13 protein-coding genes are annotated in these 18603 nt (G+C 62.7%); 10 read left to right on the top strand and 3 right to left on the bottom strand.

Annotation, left to right across the window (positions count from 1 at the left end):
• Positions 1 to 23 precede the first annotated feature (23 nt).
• The 8 genes from PRJ_RS03450 to PRJ_RS03485 all read left to right on the top strand — a co-directional run bounded on the left by PRJ_RS03450 (position 24) and on the right by PRJ_RS03485 (position 9099).
• The gene (locus tag PRJ_RS03450; protein WP_104960748.1) at positions 24 to 1412 is read left to right on the top strand and encodes a threonine synthase; all 1389 of its coding nucleotides are present in this window, start codon (positions 24 to 26) and stop codon (positions 1410 to 1412) included.
• Complete coding sequence (locus PRJ_RS03455; RefSeq protein WP_010951921.1) at positions 1409 to 1846, top strand: Lrp/AsnC family transcriptional regulator; 438 nt, start codon at positions 1409 to 1411, stop codon at positions 1844 to 1846. Before PRJ_RS03450 ends, PRJ_RS03455 begins: the two co-directional genes overlap by 4 nt.
• 198 nt (positions 1847 to 2044) lie before the next feature.
• Positions 2045 to 3088, top strand: a complete 1044-nt coding sequence (locus PRJ_RS03460; protein ID WP_104960749.1) for a homoserine dehydrogenase — start codon at positions 2045 to 2047, stop codon at positions 3086 to 3088.
• A gap of 12 nt (positions 3089 to 3100) precedes the next feature.
• Positions 3101 to 4519, top strand: coding sequence for an aldehyde dehydrogenase family protein (locus tag PRJ_RS03465; RefSeq protein ID WP_104960750.1), 1419 nt, complete (start codon positions 3101 to 3103; stop codon positions 4517 to 4519).
• 16 nt (positions 4520 to 4535) lie between these two features.
• On the top strand, positions 4536 to 4898 hold the full coding sequence (locus PRJ_RS03470) for a RidA family protein (protein ID WP_047605103.1): 363 nt from the start codon (positions 4536 to 4538) through the stop codon (positions 4896 to 4898).
• Positions 4899 to 5068: 170 nt separating this feature from the next.
• Entirely contained in the window at positions 5069 to 5605 is a 537-nt protein-coding gene (locus PRJ_RS03475; RefSeq protein WP_010951925.1) for a sigma-70 family RNA polymerase sigma factor, read from the top strand.
• A complete protein-coding gene (locus tag PRJ_RS03480) occupies positions 5602 to 6576 on the top strand; it encodes a FecR domain-containing protein (protein WP_104960751.1) in 975 nt (324 codons plus the stop codon). The genes PRJ_RS03475 and PRJ_RS03480 overlap by 4 nt, the downstream gene beginning before the upstream one ends.
• A gap of 90 nt (positions 6577 to 6666) precedes the next feature.
• Entirely contained in the window at positions 6667 to 9099 is a 2433-nt protein-coding gene (locus PRJ_RS03485; protein ID WP_047605100.1) for a TonB-dependent receptor, read from the top strand.
• Between the two features lie 133 nt (positions 9100 to 9232).
• Here PRJ_RS03485 and PRJ_RS03490 read toward each other — a convergent pair whose 3' ends face one another.
• The 3 genes from PRJ_RS03490 to PRJ_RS03500 form a co-directional block, all read right to left on the bottom strand.
• Positions 9233 to 10186 carry an arsenic resistance protein gene (locus PRJ_RS03490; protein WP_104960752.1) on the bottom strand — a complete coding sequence of 318 codons (954 nt, stop codon included), beginning with the start codon at positions 10184 to 10186 and terminating at the stop codon, positions 9233 to 9235.
• Between the two features lie 248 nt (positions 10187 to 10434).
• Positions 10435 to 11688 (bottom strand): serine hydroxymethyltransferase, encoded by a 1254-nt coding sequence (gene glyA / locus PRJ_RS03495; protein WP_003247505.1) that lies wholly within the window; start codon positions 11686 to 11688, stop codon positions 10435 to 10437.
• Between the two features lie 249 nt (positions 11689 to 11937).
• Positions 11938 to 15768 (bottom strand): EAL domain-containing protein, encoded by a 3831-nt coding sequence (locus PRJ_RS03500; protein WP_104960753.1) that lies wholly within the window; start codon positions 15766 to 15768, stop codon positions 11938 to 11940.
• Between the two features lie 248 nt (positions 15769 to 16016).
• On the opposite strand from PRJ_RS03500, the gene PRJ_RS03505 reads away from it, so the two are divergent.
• Together PRJ_RS03505 and ettA are read left to right on the top strand one after the other, a co-directional pair.
• Entirely contained in the window at positions 16017 to 16421 is a 405-nt protein-coding gene (locus PRJ_RS03505; RefSeq protein ID WP_104960754.1) for a hypothetical protein, read from the top strand.
• A gap of 304 nt (positions 16422 to 16725) precedes the next feature.
• Positions 16726 to 18393 (top strand): energy-dependent translational throttle protein EttA, encoded by a 1668-nt coding sequence (gene ettA, locus PRJ_RS03515; protein ID WP_010951931.1) that lies wholly within the window; start codon positions 16726 to 16728, stop codon positions 18391 to 18393.
• Positions 18394 to 18603: the final 210 nt, after the last annotated feature.

Genomic DNA, 18603 nt, shown 5'->3' on the forward strand with positions numbered 1-18603 from the left:
TTACGTAGCTATCTGGAGCACCGATGCAGTACACATCCACGCGCGGCAACGAGACACGGGTCGATTTCCGCACGGCATTGCTTTCTGGCCTGGCCGACGATGGCGGGCTTTATGTACCCACCTCGGTGCCGGTGTTCAGCCCACAGGAAATTGCCAGCTGGTCGTGGTTGCCCTTCGACGAACTGGCCTGGCGGGTAATGGCACCGTTTGTCGGCGATACCCTCGACGAGCCTACGCTCAGGGCGCTGGTCAGCGACAGCTATCGCGGGTTCCGCCACCGCGGCATTGCGCCGTTGCAGCAGCTTGGCCATAACGAATGGATCCTGCAGCTTTTCCATGGGCCTACCCGGTCCTCCAAGGACTTTGCCGCGCAGTTGCAGGCGCGTTTTGTCCGGCACTTTCTGGGGGCGGAGTGCGAGCGGGTCATGCTGGTCGGTGCCAGCAACGGCGATACCGCAGTAGCGGCTATCGAAGCGTTGCGGCATTGCCCGGCAGCAGGCTTGCTGGCGCTATACCCCAGCGCAGGCACGCCCGCCGACCGCGCGGCAGTGATGCGCAGTGCCGCGTCCGACAGCGTGAGCTGCGTGGCCGTGGATGGCAGCTTTGACGATTGCCAGTCGCTGGTGTCGGCGCTGCTGCGTGACTGGCCATGCCCCGGGCTGATTCCGGTCAGCTTCAACTCCACCAACTGGGTCGGTGTGCTGGCGCAGATCGTGTTCTATTTCCATGCGGCGCTGCAGCTCGGTGGCGGGATACGCCCGGTCGGGTTCAGCATCCCCACGGCCAGTTTTGCCGAGATCTACGCGGGGTTCATTGCCCAGAAAATGGGCCTGCCGATCAACCAGATCATCGTCTCCACCAACCGCAACGATGCCCTGCACCGGTTCATCCACTGCAACCGCTACAGCCGTGGCTCAACCAGCCAGACCTTGTCACCGGTCATGGACTTTTCGCTGTTCTCCAACCTGGAGCGCTTCGTCTGGGAACTGTATGACCGCGATGGCGTGGCAACCCGGGCACTGATGGAGCACTTCGAGGCGTGTGGCGAGCTGAGCATCGGCAACCGCCAGTGGTTGCATGCGCGCATGCTGTTCGACTCCTATGCCGTGGACGACGTGCTGATTCGCGAAGAAATTGTCACGCTGTTCCACGAAACGGGCAGCGCAGTAGACCCTCATGCCGCGACAGGGGTATTCGCCGGGCGCCTGCACCGGCGCAACATCGGTGCGCCCATCGTCACGCTGGGGCAATTTGCCCCCGAAAAGTCTGCCGGGCTGCTGGCGGAGCTGGGGGCCTGGCACGGAGAGGTGCCCGCCGGTGCGGTCGCCACAGCGGGCGATGGGCCGCTGTTGGCACCTGACGACCTGGCCGGTGTTCATGCCTTGTTGGCCCGGTTGCAGGCTGGGCGATGAAGCGCATCCTCGACCCCCTGGACGAGCGCATTCTCGCCGAGCTCACCGCCAATGCGCGTATTGCCCACGCCGAGTTGGGGTTGAAGGTGAACCTGTCGCGCAATGCGGTACGCCAGCGCATCGAGCGCCTGGAGCGCGACGGCGCCATTCAGGGTTATACCCTGCGCATCGGTGAGGGCAGACGGCCGGCGTCGTTGATCAACGCGGTGATCTTCGTCTACCGCTATGACCGCATGCGCGGTGAGGCGGTACTCGATGCGCTGCGGCAGATCCCCGAGGTGATCCAGTGTGAAGTGCTCAGCGGCGAGTTCGACCTGATGTTGCGCGTCGAGGCCTCCAGCCCGGAGCGGGTGCACCATGTGTGGAAGGAAATCGCTGCCATGCCCGGGGTGGAGAACACGGTGACTTCGTTCGTCCTGGCCGCGGTGGTCTGAACCGCGTCTTTGCATTGGCTAGCACAACGCCGCCTGGGTTCGCGCCCAGGCGGCGTTGTGCGTTTTGCCCTGGCGCAGGTGCGCGCTTTGCACTGGCCAGATTGGCCAATAAATACAGCGGATTGCCATATTCAACTGGCAGTGCACGGCTCTTACGCTAGTCCTCATCGACCCACTGCCTGGACAGGACAGCAAACCATGACCGAATACAAAATTGCACTCGTTGGCTTTGGTGGCGTTAACCGCGCGCTTGCCCAACTGATCGCCGAACGCAATGCACGTTGGCAGCACGAGTTGGGCTTTGGCCTGAAAATCGTTGGTGTCACCGACTTGTTCCTGGGGTCGGTGATCGACCGCGACGGCCTGGATGCCGCCATGCTGGCCGCGCTGCCGGCCCAGAAGGGCGCGCTGGCGCAAATCCCTCAAGGTTCGGCCGAGGCGTTCAATGAGGCGGTGATCAAGCAATCAGGCGCCGACATCATCGCCGAGGCCACATTCACCAACCCCAAGGACGGTGAGCCGGCGGCAACCTTCTGCCGCTGGGCGCTGGAGGCGGGCAAGCACGTGGTCACCACCAACAAGGGGCCGATTGCCTTGCATGCCCAGGCGCTCAAGGCCTTGGCCAAGGCCAACAATGTGTCGTTCGAATACGAAGGCGCCGTCATGAGCGGCACACCGGTGCTGCGCATGGCGCGCCAGACCCTGGCGGGCGCGGGCCTGGTAGGTTTCGAGGGCATTCTCAACGGTACCTCGAACTATGTGCTCACGCGCATGGAGGAAGGGCTTGGCTTCGACGAGGCGGTGGCCCAGGCACAAGCGCTTGGCTTTGCCGAGGCTGACCCGACCGCCGATGTGGAAGGCCATGACGTACGCCTGAAGGTGGTGATCCTCGCCAATGAGTTGCTCGGCGCCTGTCTGCAGGTGGGTGATGTGGCCTGCAGCGGTATCAGTGCCATCGACAGCGCGGCTATCGAGCGGGCACGGGCGGCGGGCGAGCGCTGGAAGCTGATCGGCAGCGCCCGCCGTGAAGCCGATGGCTCGGTGCGTGCCAGCGTCGAAGCGAAGCTGCTGCCTGGCCATCACCCCTTGGCGGGTATTTCGGGCGCCACCAATGCGCTGGCGTTCGACACGGAGTTGCTGGGGGCTGTAACCGTGTCCGGCCCGGGGGCGGGGCGCATCGAAACGGCTTTTGCCCTGCTGTCGGACATTGTCGCCATTCACGCGGCCGGCCATTCGGCCTGAGGAGCAACGTTCATGAGCCTGACTTCCGTTTCCCGGGTGCTTGTTCAGCAACCCGCCTTGATCGATGTGTACAACCCCTTCGATGGCAGCCTGGTTGGCAGCGTCGACAACCTCGGCGCAGAAGCGGTGCCTGCCTTGCTCGCCCGTGCCCGTCAGGGTGTGCATGAAAGTGCGGCGCTGCCCAGGCACCGCCGGGCAGCTATTCTGGAACGCGCCGCTCAGCTCATTGAACGGGATGCGGCAGACTTTGCCGGCCTGATCGTCGATGAAGCGGGCAAGACCCTGCGCCAGGCTGAGAAAGAGGTCAAACGCTGCATCAACACGCTCAAGCTGTCTGCCGAAGAGGCACGGCGCAACGCCGGTGAGGTGGTGCCGTTCGATGCCTATGAAGGCTCCGAATCGCGTCAGGGCTGGTTCACCCGCGAGCCGTTGGGGTTGATCCTGGCCATTACCCCGTACAACGACCCGCTCAACCTGGTGGCGCACAAGCTGGGGCCAGCACTTGCAGGGGGCAATGCGGTCATTCTGAAACCCTCGGAGTTGGCCCCTCTTTCTGCCCTGAAACTGGTGCAGTACCTGGTGGAGGCAGGGTTGCCGGAGGCCGTCGTCACCGTAGCCACAGGGGGCGCCGAACTGGGCAAGGCGCTGGTGGCTGTGCGTGAGGTGCGCATGGTTTCCTTTACGGGCGGTTTCGCGACGGGCGAAAAGATTGCGCACGGGGCTGGTTTGAAAAAGCTTGCCATGGACCTTGGCGGCAATGCCCCGGTGCTGGTGCTCAAGGACTGCGACCTGGAAGCCACTGTCGAGTCGTGTGTGTCGGGCGCGTTCTGGGCGGCCGGGCAGAACTGCATCGGCACCCAGCGCATTCTCGTAGATGCCTCGATCTATGAGGCGTTCCGCGAACGCTTCGTGGCATTGACCCAGGCGATGGTCTGGGGCGATCCGGGCCGGCGCGAAACCGATATGGGGCCGATGATCACCGAAGCGGCTGCCCGGCAGATCGAAGAACGCGTCAACCAGGCGCTTGAGGGCGGTGCCCGCCTGCTCTGTGGCCACCAGCGTCAGGGGGCGGTCTATGCGCCGACAGTGCTCGAAAGCGTGGACCCCGTCAGCCGGCTGTGGCTTGAGGAGGTTTTTGCGCCGGTGGTGATGCTGGCGCCCTTCGAGACTGTCGAGCAGGCGATAGCGCTGGCCAATGCCCCGGAGTACAGCTTGCATGCCGGTGTGTTCACCCGCGACCTGTCGCTGGCGTTGAGCCTGGCCCGGCGTATCGAGGCCGGCGGTGTAATGATCAACGACTCTTCCGACTACCGCTTCGATGCCATGCCATTTGGTGGCGCCAAGTATGGGAGTCTTGGGCGTGAGGGGGTGCGGTTTGCCTACGAGGACATGACCCAACCCAAAGTCGTCTGCTTCAACCAGATGGGTTGAGGGGGAGGGTACCTCGATGATCACTCGCTACGGATCAAGCGCGCGGATGTCACTGGCGGTCAGTTACAGGGGCCTGTTTGAAACGGCAGGCATCGTGGCGGATGACCTGCAACAGGATGTGCAGGGGCAGTTGCGTCAGGCGCTGAGCGTGATCGACGGCCTGATGGTGCAAGCCAACGTCGGCAAGGCGCAGCTGACGCGGGTTCAGATGTGGCTGGCCGACTACCGCCACTTCGACCTGGTCAACGAAGTGTACGACGCCTGGTTGCAAGGCTGTGCAAAACCGGTGCGGGCCTGCGTGGGCGCCGCCCTGGGGGATGGCTACCTGGTAGAGGTGCAGGTGTTCGCTGTGTGCACTGGGTGCCCGGATTCACTGTGACCGCTAGGCTGAAAGCGCAGACCAGTTGCTTGATATGGGCAGGCCTCGGCCTGATCGCAAAAACATCCCAGCCATGACCAAACCGGGCAGCGTTGCTTATCGCAATTGCCCGGCGTCATTCATCCACGCTACCATTGTGAATAATTCCTATTAGCATAATGGCCTGCCCCATGAATGCCTCTCCCAGTGCTCCAGCCCCTGGTTTCGACCTGGAGGAACTCTACCGTTCCCACCATGGCTGGATTCGCCAGTGGCTCCAGCGCAAGCTCGGCAATGCCCATGATGCGGCGGAACTGGCCCAGGATGTATTTGTGCGGCTGTTGTCCAAACCCCGTGTGTTCAATGACCACGAGCATGCCCGTGCGTACCTGGGACGTATGTCGCGCAATGCGTGTGTGGACTTCTGGCGACGGCGGCGGGTGGAGCAGGCTTATCTGGAAGTGCTGGCCGCCCAGCCCGAGCAACTTGCGCCTTCGCTGGAACATCAGGCCGTTATCCTCGAAACCCTCGAGCAACTGCAGGCAATGTTCGAGCGTATGCCCCAGCGCGTGGCCGAGGCATTTTCCATGGCGCAGTTGCAGGGCATGAAGCAACGCGAGATCGCCGAGCAGTTGGGCGTGAGCGAGCGCAGTGTGAACAGTTACCTGGCTCAGGCTATGTACCAATGCCTGCTGCTGGAAGCCGAACTGGATGGCTCGCTGGCATGAGCAGGGCGCCACTCGACCATGGCGTACTGCAAGCGGCTGCCGGTTGGTTCGCGCGGCTGCACGCGGCGCAGAATGACGCTGCGATCCAGGCGCAGTGGCATGCCTGGCTGAACGAGGATGCGCGGCATCGCCTGGCCTGGTCGTACGTAGAGAACATCAATCAGCGCTTTGGCGGCCTCAGCGGCCAGGCAGAGCAGGCTCGGCAAGTGTTCGACAGCGTGCGCCGTGACCGGCATTCGCGCAGGGCCGTGCTCGGTAGCCTCTGTGTGGCGGGTGTGGCGGGTGTGGCAGGTGTGTTGAGTTGGGGCGGATGGCAGCGCGGTTGGGTCGACTCGCCACGTGCCTGGTTCGCCACTTACCGCACCGGCCTGGGTGAGGTGCGGCCGGTCACCCTGGCCGATGGAAGCCAGCTGTGGCTGAACGGCGGGACGGCGCTGGATGTGCAGTTCGATGAGGGCTCAAGGCAATTGCGCCTGTATCGCGGAGAAATCCTGATCGAGTCCGGCAAGGACCCACGTCCACTTTCCGTAGTGACGAGGGCTGGGCGGGTGCAACCGCTCGGCACGCGCTTCAGTGTCCGGGACCAGGGGTTGCAGACCACCTTGAGCGTATTTGCCGGCGCCGTGCAGGCAACTTGCTCCGGCAGCGGCAGGCAAACCACGTTGCAAGCCGGGCAAATGATGGTGTTCGACGCGCAGCAAGTCGGCGCCCCATCAACTGCACAACGCTTGCGCGAGGATTGGAGCCGCGGTGTATTGGTGGCGGAGGACATGCCGCTGGTTCAGATGATCGACATTCTGCGCGATTACCGCCATGGCCACTTGGGCATCGACCCGGCGATTGGCAGCCTGCGTGCGGTCGGCACCTTCCCGTTGCTCGACACCGACCGTGCGTTGGCCATGCTCGAGCGTGCGTTGCCCATCCGGGTTGTGCGTACCTTGCCTTGGTGGGTCTCCATCGAGGCGGTCTGAAGTTTTTTCAAAATTCTTTTTCCGGTTTTGCGACGCTCATTCGCTTGGTGGGATGACGCTACTTCATCCTCTTTGCGAAAGGATTCTTCCATGCTGCTTCGCGACTCTGCTTCCGCGCACCGTCATCCGTTGGCCCTGGCCATTTTCCTAGCCCTTGGCGGCCACGTTGCCGTCGCCGAGGCCGACAGCAGTGCTGCAGCCCAACGCGTGGTATTCGACATTCCAGCCGGGCCATTGGCGCGCCAACTGAACCTGTTGGCCAGCCAGGCCGGGCTGTTGATCGGCGGTGATGCGGCGCTGACGGTCAACAAGCAGAGCCAGGCGGTGCACGCCTTGAGCGTAGAGGTGGCGCTGGCGCAGATGCTGGCCGGCACCGGTGTGGCGGCCGTGCGCACGGGTGAGCGGGAGTTCCAGCTGGTGAGCCAGGCCGAAGATGCGGCAGGCGCGGTGACCTTGGGCGCCACCACCGTCTCGGGCCAGGGCCTGGGTGCTGTGACGGAGGCTACAGGGGCTTATGCGACGGGCCGTTCGTCCACTGCCACCAAGCTGCCGATGAGCCTGCGTGAAACGCCCCAGTCGGTCACGGTGGTCACCCGTCAGCGTATGGACGACCAGAATATGAAGAACCTTGACGACGTAATGCGTAACGCCACCGGCGTCACCATCATCAAGAACGGCAGCGAGCGCTCGCTGTACCAGGCTCGCGGGCAGACGGTCGACAACCTGCAGATTGATGGCGTGCCGACCAACATTGGCAACCCGTATTCGATGGATACCATTTCCAAGCCCAACACCGACATCTACGACCGCGTGGAAGTGGTGCGGGGCGCCACCGGCCTGATGGAAGGCGCGGGTAATCCGTCGGCCTCCATCAACCTGGTCCGCAAGCGGCCCACGGCCGAGCGCCAGGCGTTGATCGAAACATCGGTCGGCTCCTGGGACGACTACAAGACCATGGTCGACCTGTCTGCGCCGCTGAACGAAGCAGGCACCCTGCGCGGCCGCTCGGTCATTACGTACAACAATGCCAACAGCTACCTGGACACTGCCCAGAAAGAGAACCAACTGTTCTATGGCATCATCGAGGCCGACCTGGCTGAGTCAACCCTGGCCACCTTCGGGTTTACCTACCAGAAGGAACGCAACTCCGGTTATGACTGGTCGGGCCTCCCCAGCAAGGAGAGCGGCGCGTTCTACCCGGTTTCGCGCTCTACCTCGCTGACCGGCGACTGGAACCACCTGGACAAGCGCAATACCACCGTGTTCGCCGACATCCAGCATACCTTTGCCAACGGCTGGAAGGGCGTGGTGGCCGTGAACCAGATGTGGGCCAAGTCGGACTTTCTCGGTAACTACACCTACCCGGGTGGCGGCCCCGACCTGTTCACCCTCAACCCGCGCCACTTTCACTTCGATGACACCCAGACCAGCATCGACGGCTATTTCACCGGCCCGTTCCAGCTGCTGGGCCGCCAGCATGAGCTGATCGTGGGTGGCAACTGGAACAAGGACGATTTCGACTATCACGGGGGGCGCGATGCCACCTACCGCTACATCGTCGACATGAACAACCTGGCAGCGTTCGATCCGCCCAAGCCGACAGCCCTCAACGTCAACCAGTGGCAATACAACCGCACTCAGGAGCAAAAGGGCGTGTACGTGGCCAGCCGGTTCAGCCTTACCGACAGCACCACGTTCATTCTGGGCAGCCGCCTGAGCTGGTACAGCCACGATTCGCTGGACGACACCAATGGCGTGCGTGAGCCCACAGACCATAAGCATTTTTCCAAGAGTGGCGAAGTCACACCTTATGCGGGCCTTGTGCAGGACCTGAACGAGAACTGGTCGGCATACGCCAGCTACACCGAAATCTTCAAGCCGCAGAGCGCGCAAGATGCGGAGGGCACCACGCTCCAGCCGATGACCGGCAGCAACTACGAAATCGGTTTGAAGGGTGAGTTTCTGGACAAGCGCTTGCAAACCGCCATCGCGCTGTTCCAGGCCGACCAGACCGGCCGGGCCGAGCGGGTGACCTGTGCGCAGACTTGGGCTTGCTATCGTGCCTCCGACAAGGTGCGCAACAAAGGTATCGAGCTGGAGCTGACCGGTGAGGTGCTGGCGAACTGGAATGTATCGGCGGGGTACACCTACACCCAGTCCAAGTACATCGGTGGCGAGCAGAAAGGTGAAGACTTCAACGGCGCCTCGCCGCGCCACCTGTTCAAGGTTGCGACCGACTACCGCCTGCCAGGCGCGCTCAACCAGCTGCGTGTGGGTGGCAGCTTCTATGCGCAGAGCAAGATGACCCAGACCGAGGTTGGCGAAGACTACAAGATCCAGCAGGACGCATACCACCTGACGAACCTGCATGCGATCTACGAGATCAACAAGCGTCTTGAAGTGCAGTACAACCTGGACAACGTGTTTGACAAAAAGTACTACCAGACCTTGGGTAACCCCAATTACTGGAACTTCTATGGCGAGCCGCGCAACTTCAACGTGGCGTTGCGGGCCAGGTTCTAGGGGCTGTATTAAGCCTTGAGACGAAGGTCTGGCTGTTTTCAACGCAGCATCACCGAACCTCAAGGCTTTTCATACAGAGCCTGACCGGCTGTCGCGATACCGGGCCCCTACAACTTATGCATGTACTGATCGATCAGCGTACGAGGCGTGGAACTGCCCGTACATAGATCAGTTCACTCACCAGCTCTACCAAGGTTTGTGTGATCACCGCCGCTGCCGCCAACCCGCGCATCTCTTCTGGCAACGCCAGCGCCAGCGGCAGCACCACCAGTGAGTTGCGCGTGGCTGCGCTGAAGGTCACCGAGCGTGCCTCGCTGGCTGGCAGGCGCAGCAGGCGCGCACAGATGAAGCCGAGCACCGGGGCCAGCAGCATGAAGCCGATGTATACCGGAACCACCGGCAGCAGACGGTCGAAATCACGCAGTACCACGACAATCTGCGAAGCGATCACCACCATCAGCACCAAGGCCATCGCCGGCACCGGCAACCACGCCCAGGCGTCGTTCCAGGTCGCGATTGCGCGCGAGCGCCGGGCACCGGCGCTGGTGAGTACCGCGAGGGCCATCGGCAACACGATCAACAGCACGAAGGCTTCCACGAACGGGGTGATGGAGATTGCCACCTGGCTGCTGCCACCCAGCATCAGGGCCAGATACACCGGCAGCAGTACCAGTTGCGCCAGCAATAACAGGGGGGTTGCGGCCAGGGTCAGGCGTGAGTCGCCTTTGCCAATGTGGGTGAACACCACCACGTAGTCGATGCAGGGCGTAAGCAGCACCAGCAAGGCCCCGACGAGGATCGCCGGGTGTTCCACCAGCCCACGGGTGATGGCCCAGACAAGCAGCGGAACGAGAATGAAATTGGCCAGTAGCAGGGCCGTGATGAAGCGGCGGTTACCCAGGCCCTGGCGCAGGTCGAGGAAGGGTATTTGCAGGAACATCGCGTACATCAGCACGGCGATGGCGGGGGTGATCAGGGCTTCAAGCTGGCGCGCAGTGTCGCTGGCCAGCAGGCCGAAGACGATAGCGACCAGTACGGCGGCGAAGTAGATGGGGATCTGCCGGGTTTCGAGTTGCTCTCTGGTCAAGGTGTGGCCTGTGGTTGGTGGTGTCAAACAGGGTAATACGTGATGGCACGTGGCTGCTCGAAATCATTCCCTGTGGGAGCGGGCGTGCCCGCGAACACCGGCGCAGCCGGTGCCATCCACCGCGTAGCCTTCTTCGCGGGCACGCCCGCTCCCACAGGATGTGTATCAGGCCTGCGAACGGGTTTCATGGTCCGTTCACGAAAAAGCCCGGCACTGGGCCGGGCTCTTTCACTTCAGGCAAGCGCCAATCAGTTGCCGTAAACCGGCAGCTTCTTGCAGATGGCCTTGACCTTCTCACGAACGGCGTCGATCACCGCTTCGTTGTTCAGGTCGGCCAGGATGTCGCAGATCCAGCCGGCCAGTTCCTTGCACTCGGCTTCCTTGAAACCACGGGTGGTAACGGCTGGGGTGCCGAAACGCAGGCCCGAGGTGACGAACGGCGAACGCGGGTCGTTCGGTACCGAGTTCTTGTTGACGGTGATGAAGGCTTTGCCCAGGGCGGCGTCAGCATCCTTACCGGAGATTTCCTGCTTGATCAGCGACAGCAGGAACAGGTGGTTCTGGGTGCCACCGGAAACCACGTCGAAACCGCGCTCGATGAACACGCTGGCCATGGCCTGGGCGTTCTTCACGACCTGCTGCTGGTAAGCCTTGAACTCTGGCTGCAGGGCTTCCTTGAAGCAGATGGCCTTGGCAGCGATGACGTGCTCCAGCGGGCCGCCCTGGGCGCCCGGGAAGACGGCGGAGTTCAGCTTCTTCTCGATGTCGGCGTTGGCACGGGCCAGGATCAGGCCGCCGCGCGGGCCGCGCAGGGTCTTGTGGGTGGTGGTGGTGACCACGTCGGCGAACGGAACAGGGTTCGGGTACACGCCAGCGGCAACCAGGCCGGCAACGTGGGCCATGTCGACGAACAGGTAGGCACCGACCTTGTCGGCGATGGCGCGGAAGCGGGCGAAGTCCAGAACCTGAGAGTAGGCCGAGAAGCCGGCAACGATCATCTTCGGCTTGTGCTCGACAGCCAGACGCTCGACTTCGTCGTAGTCGATCAGGCCATTGCCGTCGATGCCGTACTGGATGGCGTTGTACAGCTTGCCCGAGGAGCTTACCGAAGCACCGTGGGTCAGGTGGCCACCGTGTGCCAGGCTCATGCCCAGGATGGTGTCACCGGCCGACAGCAGGGCCAGGTAGACGGCAGCGTTGGCCTGGGAGCCAGCGTGCGGCTGTACGTTGGCGTAGTCGGCGCCGAACAGCTCCTTGGCACGGTCGATGGCCAGTTGCTCGACGACGTCGACGTATTCGCAACCGCCGTAGTAGCGCTTGCCTGGGTAGCCTTCGGCGTACTTGTTGGTCAGGACCGAGCCCTGAGCTTCCATGACTGCCGGGCTGGTGTAGTTTTCCGAAGCGATCAGCTCGATATGCTCTTCCTGGCGCAGAGCTTCTTGCTGCATGGCTTCGAAGAGCTCGGCGTCGTACTTGGCAATGGTCAAATCACGGCTGAACATGGCGGTCCTCAAGGATCGGGGTAATTTGGGTGTGCATTCTAACCGATTGATTCGCGGCTGGCATATGAAGTGGCGTCAAGTCGCAGACCAATGGGCTTCATCTTGCATCCCGCGCCGTTTCTGGGCTGGGCGGGGGCGGGAGTTGACCTGGAAGTCCGCTTTTTTATGCAGGAATGCGGCGCGGTGGATGGCACCGGCTTGGCCGGTGTTCGCGGGTAAACCCGCTCCTACGGGGACCTTGTGTGCGGGTCAATGGAACATGAACAAGGTCTCGTTGGAGAATTGCGCCTCGAACTGATGCGCCGGCATCGGCCGCCCGAACAGATAGCCCTGCACCTCGTCGCAACCATGCTCGCGCAGAAACTCCAGCTGTTCGTGGGTTTCCACGCCCTCGGCGATGACTGCCAGGTTGAGGCTGTGGGCCATGGCGATGATCGCCCGGGCAATCTGCGCGTCCTGCTCGCCTTCGGGCAGGCCGTCGACGAAGGTCCGGTCGATCTTCAGGACGTCGATGGGGAACTGCTTGAGGTAGTTGAGCGACGAGTAGCCGGTGCCGAAGTCGTCTACCGCAATGCTCAGGCCGAGGTTCTTCAGGCTGGCAAGAATCTGCAGCGCCTCGTTCACCTCACGCATCAGGATACTTTCGGTCAACTCCAGTTCCAGGCACGCCGGCGGCAGACCGCTTTCTTCCAGAATGTTGGCAATCCGCGTGCCCAGCTGGCCGTCGGAGAACTGCCGCGCCGAAATATTCACCGACACTTTCGGCACCCGCACCTTGGCCTTGTGCCAGGCCTTGAGCTGGCGGCTGGCCTCGCGCAGCACCCAGTCGCCCACGTCAACCACCAGGCCCAGTTCCTCGATCACCGGGATGAAGTCACCCGGCGGCACCAGGCCACGGGTCGGGTGACGCCAGCGCAGCAGCGCTTCGGCGCCGGTCAGGCGCTTGCCGTCGCCGCTGAACTGCGGCTGGTAATAGAGGATGAATTCGTTCTGCTCCATGGCATGGCGCAGGTCGCTTTCCAGCTCCAGGCGCTCCAGGGCGCTGGCGTTCATTTCGGCCTGGTAGAACTGGAAGTTGTTCTTGCCGCGTTCCTTGGCGTGGTACATGGCGGTGTCGGCGTTCTTCATCAGCTGGCTCAGCTCACTGCCATCCTGCGGGCTGAGGGCGATGCCGATGCTGGCGGTGACGAAGAACTCGCGGTTTTCCAGCACGAACGGCCGCACCAGGCTGCCGAGGATGTTCTCGGCCACGTGGATGGCGCGGTTCAGGGCCATTTCACGGGTGGGGCGCGGTTGCAGCAACAGGGTGAACTCGTCGCCGCCCATGCGTGCCACCGTGTCGTCGTCATCCACGCAGGCCAGCAGGCGCAGGGCCATGTCCTTGAGCATGCGGTCGCCGGCCGCATGGCCGAGGGAGTCGTTGATCGGTTTGAAGCGGTCGAGGTCGAGGAACATCAGCACCACCCAGGCCTTCTGCCGCTCGGCCTGCTGCAGGGCGTTGTACAAACGGTCCTGGAACAGTGTGCGGTTGGGCAGGTGGGTAAGGGCGTCGTAGTAGGCCAGGCGGTGGATGCGTTGTTCGCTGGCCTTGCGTTCGCTGATGTCGGTGAAGAAGCACACATAGCTGGCCAGGTCGCCTTCGTCGTCCAGTACCGCGGTGATGCCGACCCAGGCCGGGTAATGGTCGCCGTCACGGCGCTTGAGCCACACCTCACCTTCCCAGCTGCCGCGCTGGTGCAGTTGCTTGACCACATAGCGCAGGTGGCCTTCCTGCTGTTCGTCGACAGTGAGCATGCCCGGCAATTGGTCGAGCACTTCACTGACGGCGTAACCGCTGACGCGGCTGAACGCCTCGTTGGCCTGAACGATATAGCCGGCCGGGTCGGTGATGAGGATCGCCGACGTGGAATGTTCGAATACGGTCGCGGCCATGCGCAGGTCTTTTTCGGCACGGCGTTGCTGGCTGATGTCGCGGCCCACCCCGAGTACGCCTTCGAAGCGCTGATCATCGTCCCACACCAGCACCAGGCGCAGCTCGATCGGGATCTTGCGGCCATCGGCACGCAGGCAGTCGAACAGGAACAGTTGGGTGGGTAACTGGCTGCACAGTTGCGCCATCTGCGCCGGGTCGCCCATGGCCTTGCTGACACGCTCCATCAGGCTGTAGATGCCGGTGAGCTGGGCCGGGTTGGCGACGATCGACTGCCAGCCGTTGGCGAAGATCCAGTCGGCCTGGTAGCCCAGCACGCTCTGTACCGAGGGGCTGACATAATTGAGCTTGAGCTGGTTGTCGGTGGAAAAGATCACGTCGCTGATGCTTTCGGCGAGCATGCGGTAGCGTTGCTCGCTGTCACGTAGCGACTGGCTGGCCTCGATCTGAACGGTCACATCCTTGCCCACACCGATGATGCGCGTCACCAGGCCTTCGGCGTTGCGGGTCAGCACCTGCTCGCGGATGTCGTAGCAGCGCCAGCTTCCGTCGCGGTGGCGGAAGCGCAGCTGGCAGTGCAGCGGTTGGTCATGACAGTTGTCGCGCTGTTGACGGCGCAGTGCCTGGTAGTGTGCGGCGTCCTCGGGGTGCAGCAGCAGCTCCCAGAAGCGGTCGCCCATCTGTGCCAGCTCGGTGCGGTCGTAGCCCAGGGTCTGGCCGAGGTGGCGGTTGCTGAAGATCATCCGCTGGCTCGGCACATCCTGCACATACAACTGGTCGGGTACGGTGCGTACCACGTCCGACCAGAAGCTTTCGCGTTCCAGTAGCGACAGCTCCACCTGTTTGCGGCTGGTGATATCGCTGATGCTGAGGATCACCGCCTGATAATCACGACGCTGCAGCGGCAGGCGCGCCATCAGCCACAGGTGCAGCTCGTCTCCCTGGGGTGTCGGCAGACGCACTTCCAGCTCCAGCAACGGGCGTTGTTCGATCAGTGCATCGATCAGTTGCATGCCAATGCTGTCGCGGCTGTCGCCAGTGCCATCGATCAGCCGCTGCCAGGCCCCTTCGTGGCAGTCGATGTTCAGCAGCTGGCGCGCCACTTGGTTGACCTCGGTGATCTTCAGCTCCAGCAGCAGCGAGCGGCGCAGGTTCGGGTCCAGCGCCAGGCTGTGCTTGAGTGCGGCCCGGTTGCGCAGGTGGTAGCGATCGAGCTGACCGGGCAGGCTGGACAGGTCGAGCACGCACAGGGCCACGCCGGTGCCTTCAAAAATTTCCTGATAGCGCCGGCGGTCTTCCTGCAGCGCCCGTTGGCGGCGACGCATGTTGATCAGCGCCAGCACTGGCAGCAGGGCGCAGAACAGCACCAGCAGGCATTTGCCGAGCAGCGCCGGCAATAATTTTTGCTGGGCCAGTTTGGCGTCGAACAGACCGCGTAGCTGCCAGGTGCTGTTTTCGATAAAGGCCAGCATCACGCTTTGCAGCGGTTCGTCGCTGGTGTCGGCTGCGGCATGGCGCTGCAGCACCTCGCCGCTGCGGCTGTTTTCCAGCAGCCACTGCGGGTGGCCACTGCCCTCGAGGTGGAGGGTGAGCTCGCGGTAATAGTCCGGTGACAGGCGCAGTAGCCAGTAGCCGCTACCCTGTGCGGCATCCTGGCGCAGCAAAAGGTACAGGATGTGGTTGTCGGCCGAATTGGTGAAGAAGTACGGGCGACCCTGGCTCAGTACGAGCAACTCGTCAAGCGACTGGCGGTCGGGGCTGCCGGCCTGGCTGTCGGCGCGTAGCTGCCCGACGTTGTCCAGCCAGGCCACGCTCTGCAGGGCAGGGAGGCGCTCGCGCAGGGTACCGAGCAGGCTGGGCAGGGCGGCAGGTGTCGGTGCATCAGGGTAGGGTTGCACCACGTTCACGGCCTGTTGCGCCTTGAGCGCCATGTTCAGGCTCAGGTGGTCGGCCAGTTCCGCGGAGGCGTCCAGGCTCTGTTTGCGCAATTCGGCCTGGGTATGATTGAACTGGGCGAACAGCTGCCACAGCAGCAGGCCCAGCAGGATCAGGGCCAGCAGCGCCAGCGCACCCTTGATCGACCCGCGCAGGAGAGTCGCGGGTGCTTGTGGGGCGGAACGCAATGACGACGGATGAGTAAGGTTGGTCAAGCGTTGATCCTGCGATTGGGCTGGCGATGGCAGGGAATGATCGTGCACGGTGCGTGCCGGCGCCCGGCTTGCGCACCGCGGTGGCGCACTATAAGGCCGGACACCCGAAACCGGCTAGCATGCCTCGGATTATGGCGAAGTGCCAGCCATGTTGACCGATGGTGGCTGCCCGGTGGTTCGGCAAGCCCCTGTAACCTGTGCGAGAATAGCGCCCGCTTCACATGACAACGCATCGGAGATGTTCGGTTTTGGTTACTCACTTTTCCTCCAATGGCCTCGATTCCGCCTGCGGGCGCAGCAGTCAGACCCTTGTCAGCACTGCCGTGACCGAGGACGTATCCTGCAAGTCTTGCCAGCGTTCGCTGGGCAAACCCGAGGCGGCCGCTGCCGCAAAAAGCAAGGCCCCATCGCTGGCTGAACTGCGCAAGACCGCCAAGGTGGCAGCAGAGCCGGCTGTTGCAGTGGCGGCGGTCAAGCCGGCAGCCAAGGTGGTCAGCACTGCGCCTGCACCTGGCAAACCGGCCAAGGCGGCCGAGCAGCAACCTGCCCGCAGCGGCGGCTTCAGCGTGAAGTCCGCCTGGGCCGCGCGCCTGGCCGAGCAGGGCGACCGTTGCCGCCTGCCGCGGGGCAAGGCCAAACAGCGTCACGTCTGAGCCTCTTCGGCTGCTGTGCCGGCCCTTTCGCGGGCTCGCCCGCTCCCACAGGAATCGCGGATTCTTCAGACTCTGCGGTGACACTGTGGGAGCGGGCATGCCCGCGAAGAGGCCGGCAAAGGCAATGAATTCATCCCAGTGACCGCACTGATCACACCCCACCATCGGCCCCTCCTATGCAACGCCGCGCGTTGGCGTAGAATGGTCGACTTTGTTCAATGACACCCCGTAAACACATCCCACTGGCCACCGCGTGCCGGGGCGATCGGCGATGTCTTTACCTATCTGATTAGAGGGCTTGGTTTTGGCTCAATACGTCTACACCATGCATCGGCTGAGCAAGGTCGTGCCGCCGAAGCGGGAAATTCTCAAGAACATTTCCCTGTCGTTCTTCCCAGGCGCCAAGATTGGCGTACTTGGCCTGAACGGCGCCGGTAAATCGACCCTGCTGCGGATCATGGCGGGCGTCGACAAGGAATTCGACGGCGAAGCCCGTCCGATGCCCGACATCAACGTGGGTTACCTGCCACAGGAACCGCAACTGGACCCAACCAAGACCGTGCGTGAAGTGGTCGAGGAAGCGGTCAGCGTAATCAAGGACGCCCAGGCCCGCCTGGACGAGGTCTACGCGGCCTACGCCGAGCCGGATGCCGACTTCGACAAGCTGGCCGCCGAGCAGGCCAAGCTGGAAGCCATCCTGCAGGCCGCCGATGGCCACAACCTGGAGCGCCAGCTGGACGTCGCTGCCGACGCCCTGCGCCTGCCGGCCTGGGATGCGCGCATCGAACACCTGTCCGGTGGTGAGAAGCGCCGTGTGGCCCTGTGCCGCCTGCTGCTGTCGGCACCCGACATGCTGCTGCTCGACGAACCGACCAACCACCTGGACGCCGACTCGGTGGCCTGGCTGGAGCGCTTCCTGCACGACTTCCCGGGCACCGTGGTCGCCATTACCCACGACCGTTACTTCCTCGACAACGTCGCCGGCTGGATCCTGGAGCTGGACCGCGGCGCCGGCATCCCGTACGAAGGCAACTACTCGGGCTGGCTGGAAGCCAAGTCGGAGCGTCTGGCGCAGGAATCCAAGCAGCAGAGCGCCCACGAGAAGGCCATGAAAGAGGAACTGGAGTGGGTGCGCAAAGGCGCCAAAGCCCGCCAGTCCAAGTCCAAGGCCCGTCTGCAGCGCTTTGAAGAAATGCAGTCGCAGGAATTCCAGAAACGCAGCGAAACCAACGAAATCTACATCCCGGCCGGTCCGCGCCTGGGTGACAAGGTTATCGAGTTCAAGAACGTCACCAAGGGCTACGGCGACCGTGTGCTGATCGACAACCTGTCGTTCTCCATGCCCAAAGGCGCCATCGTTGGCGTGATCGGTGGTAACGGTGCCGGTAAGTCGACCCTGTTCCGCATGTTGATGGGCAAGGAGCAACCGGACTCGGGCAGCATCGAGATCGGTGAAACCGTACAGTTGGCCTGTGTTGACCAGAGCCGTGAGGACCTGGACGGCGCCAAGACCGTGTTCCAGCAGATCTCCGACGGTTCCGACCAGATCCGCATCGGCAACTACGAGATCCCTTCGCGTACCTACGTTGGCCGCTTCAACTTCAAAGGTGGCGATCAGCAGAAGTTCGTCAAGGACCTGTCCGGTGGTGAGCGTGGCCGCCTGCACCTGGCCCTGACCCTGAAGGAAGGCGGTAACGTTCTGCTGCTCGACGAACCGTCCAACGACCTCGACGTCGAAACCTTGCGTTCGCTGGAAGAAGCCCTGCTGGACTTCCCGGGCGCCGCGATCGTGATTTCCCACGACCGTTGGTTCCTGGACCGTGTGGCTACTCACATCCTGGCGTACGAAGACGACTCGAATGTGGTGTTCTTCGAAGGTAACTACACCGAGTACGAAGCCGACCGCAAGAAGCGTCTGGGTGATGCTGCAGCCCAGCCGCACCGTGTACGGCACAAGAAACTGGCTCAGTAAGCCGGTTTTCTGATGCACAAGAATGGGGCCCCAAGTGGCCCCATTTTTGTGCCTGGCGGACCGCTATAAAGGGCGAAGCGAAGGTGTATTTTGTATACACTTACATAAAACGCACCAAATAATTTCAAAAAAACGACATTTCGCCCTATTCCGGTGCGATTGCTTCTTGGTACATTTCTGAAAAAAACCAATAAGTCCAATCCTCTTGGT

The sequence above is a fragment of the Pseudomonas sp. XWY-1 genome (assembly GCF_002953115.1).
GTDB lineage: Bacteria > Pseudomonadota > Gammaproteobacteria > Pseudomonadales > Pseudomonadaceae > Aquipseudomonas > Aquipseudomonas alloputida.

Coding starts and splice junctions, on each gene's coding strand:
- PRJ_RS03480 (WP_104960751.1), top strand. CDS start 5,602: ATGAGCAGGGCGCCACTCGACCATGGCGTACTGCAAGCGGCTGCCGGT.
- PRJ_RS03455 (WP_010951921.1), top strand. CDS start 1,409: ATGAAGCGCATCCTCGACCCCCTGGACGAGCGCATTCTCGCCGAGCTC.
- PRJ_RS03460 (WP_104960749.1), top strand. CDS start 2,045: ATGACCGAATACAAAATTGCACTCGTTGGCTTTGGTGGCGTTAACCGC.
- PRJ_RS03475 (WP_010951925.1), top strand. CDS start 5,069: ATGAATGCCTCTCCCAGTGCTCCAGCCCCTGGTTTCGACCTGGAGGAA.
- PRJ_RS03470 (WP_047605103.1), top strand. CDS start 4,536: ATGATCACTCGCTACGGATCAAGCGCGCGGATGTCACTGGCGGTCAGT.
- PRJ_RS03465 (WP_104960750.1), top strand. CDS start 3,101: ATGAGCCTGACTTCCGTTTCCCGGGTGCTTGTTCAGCAACCCGCCTTG.
- glyA (WP_003247505.1), bottom strand. CDS start 11,688: ATGTTCAGCCGTGATTTGACCATTGCCAAGTACGACGCCGAGCTCTTC.
- PRJ_RS03450 (WP_104960748.1), top strand. CDS start 24: ATGCAGTACACATCCACGCGCGGCAACGAGACACGGGTCGATTTCCGC.
- PRJ_RS03485 (WP_047605100.1), top strand. CDS start 6,667: ATGCTGCTTCGCGACTCTGCTTCCGCGCACCGTCATCCGTTGGCCCTG.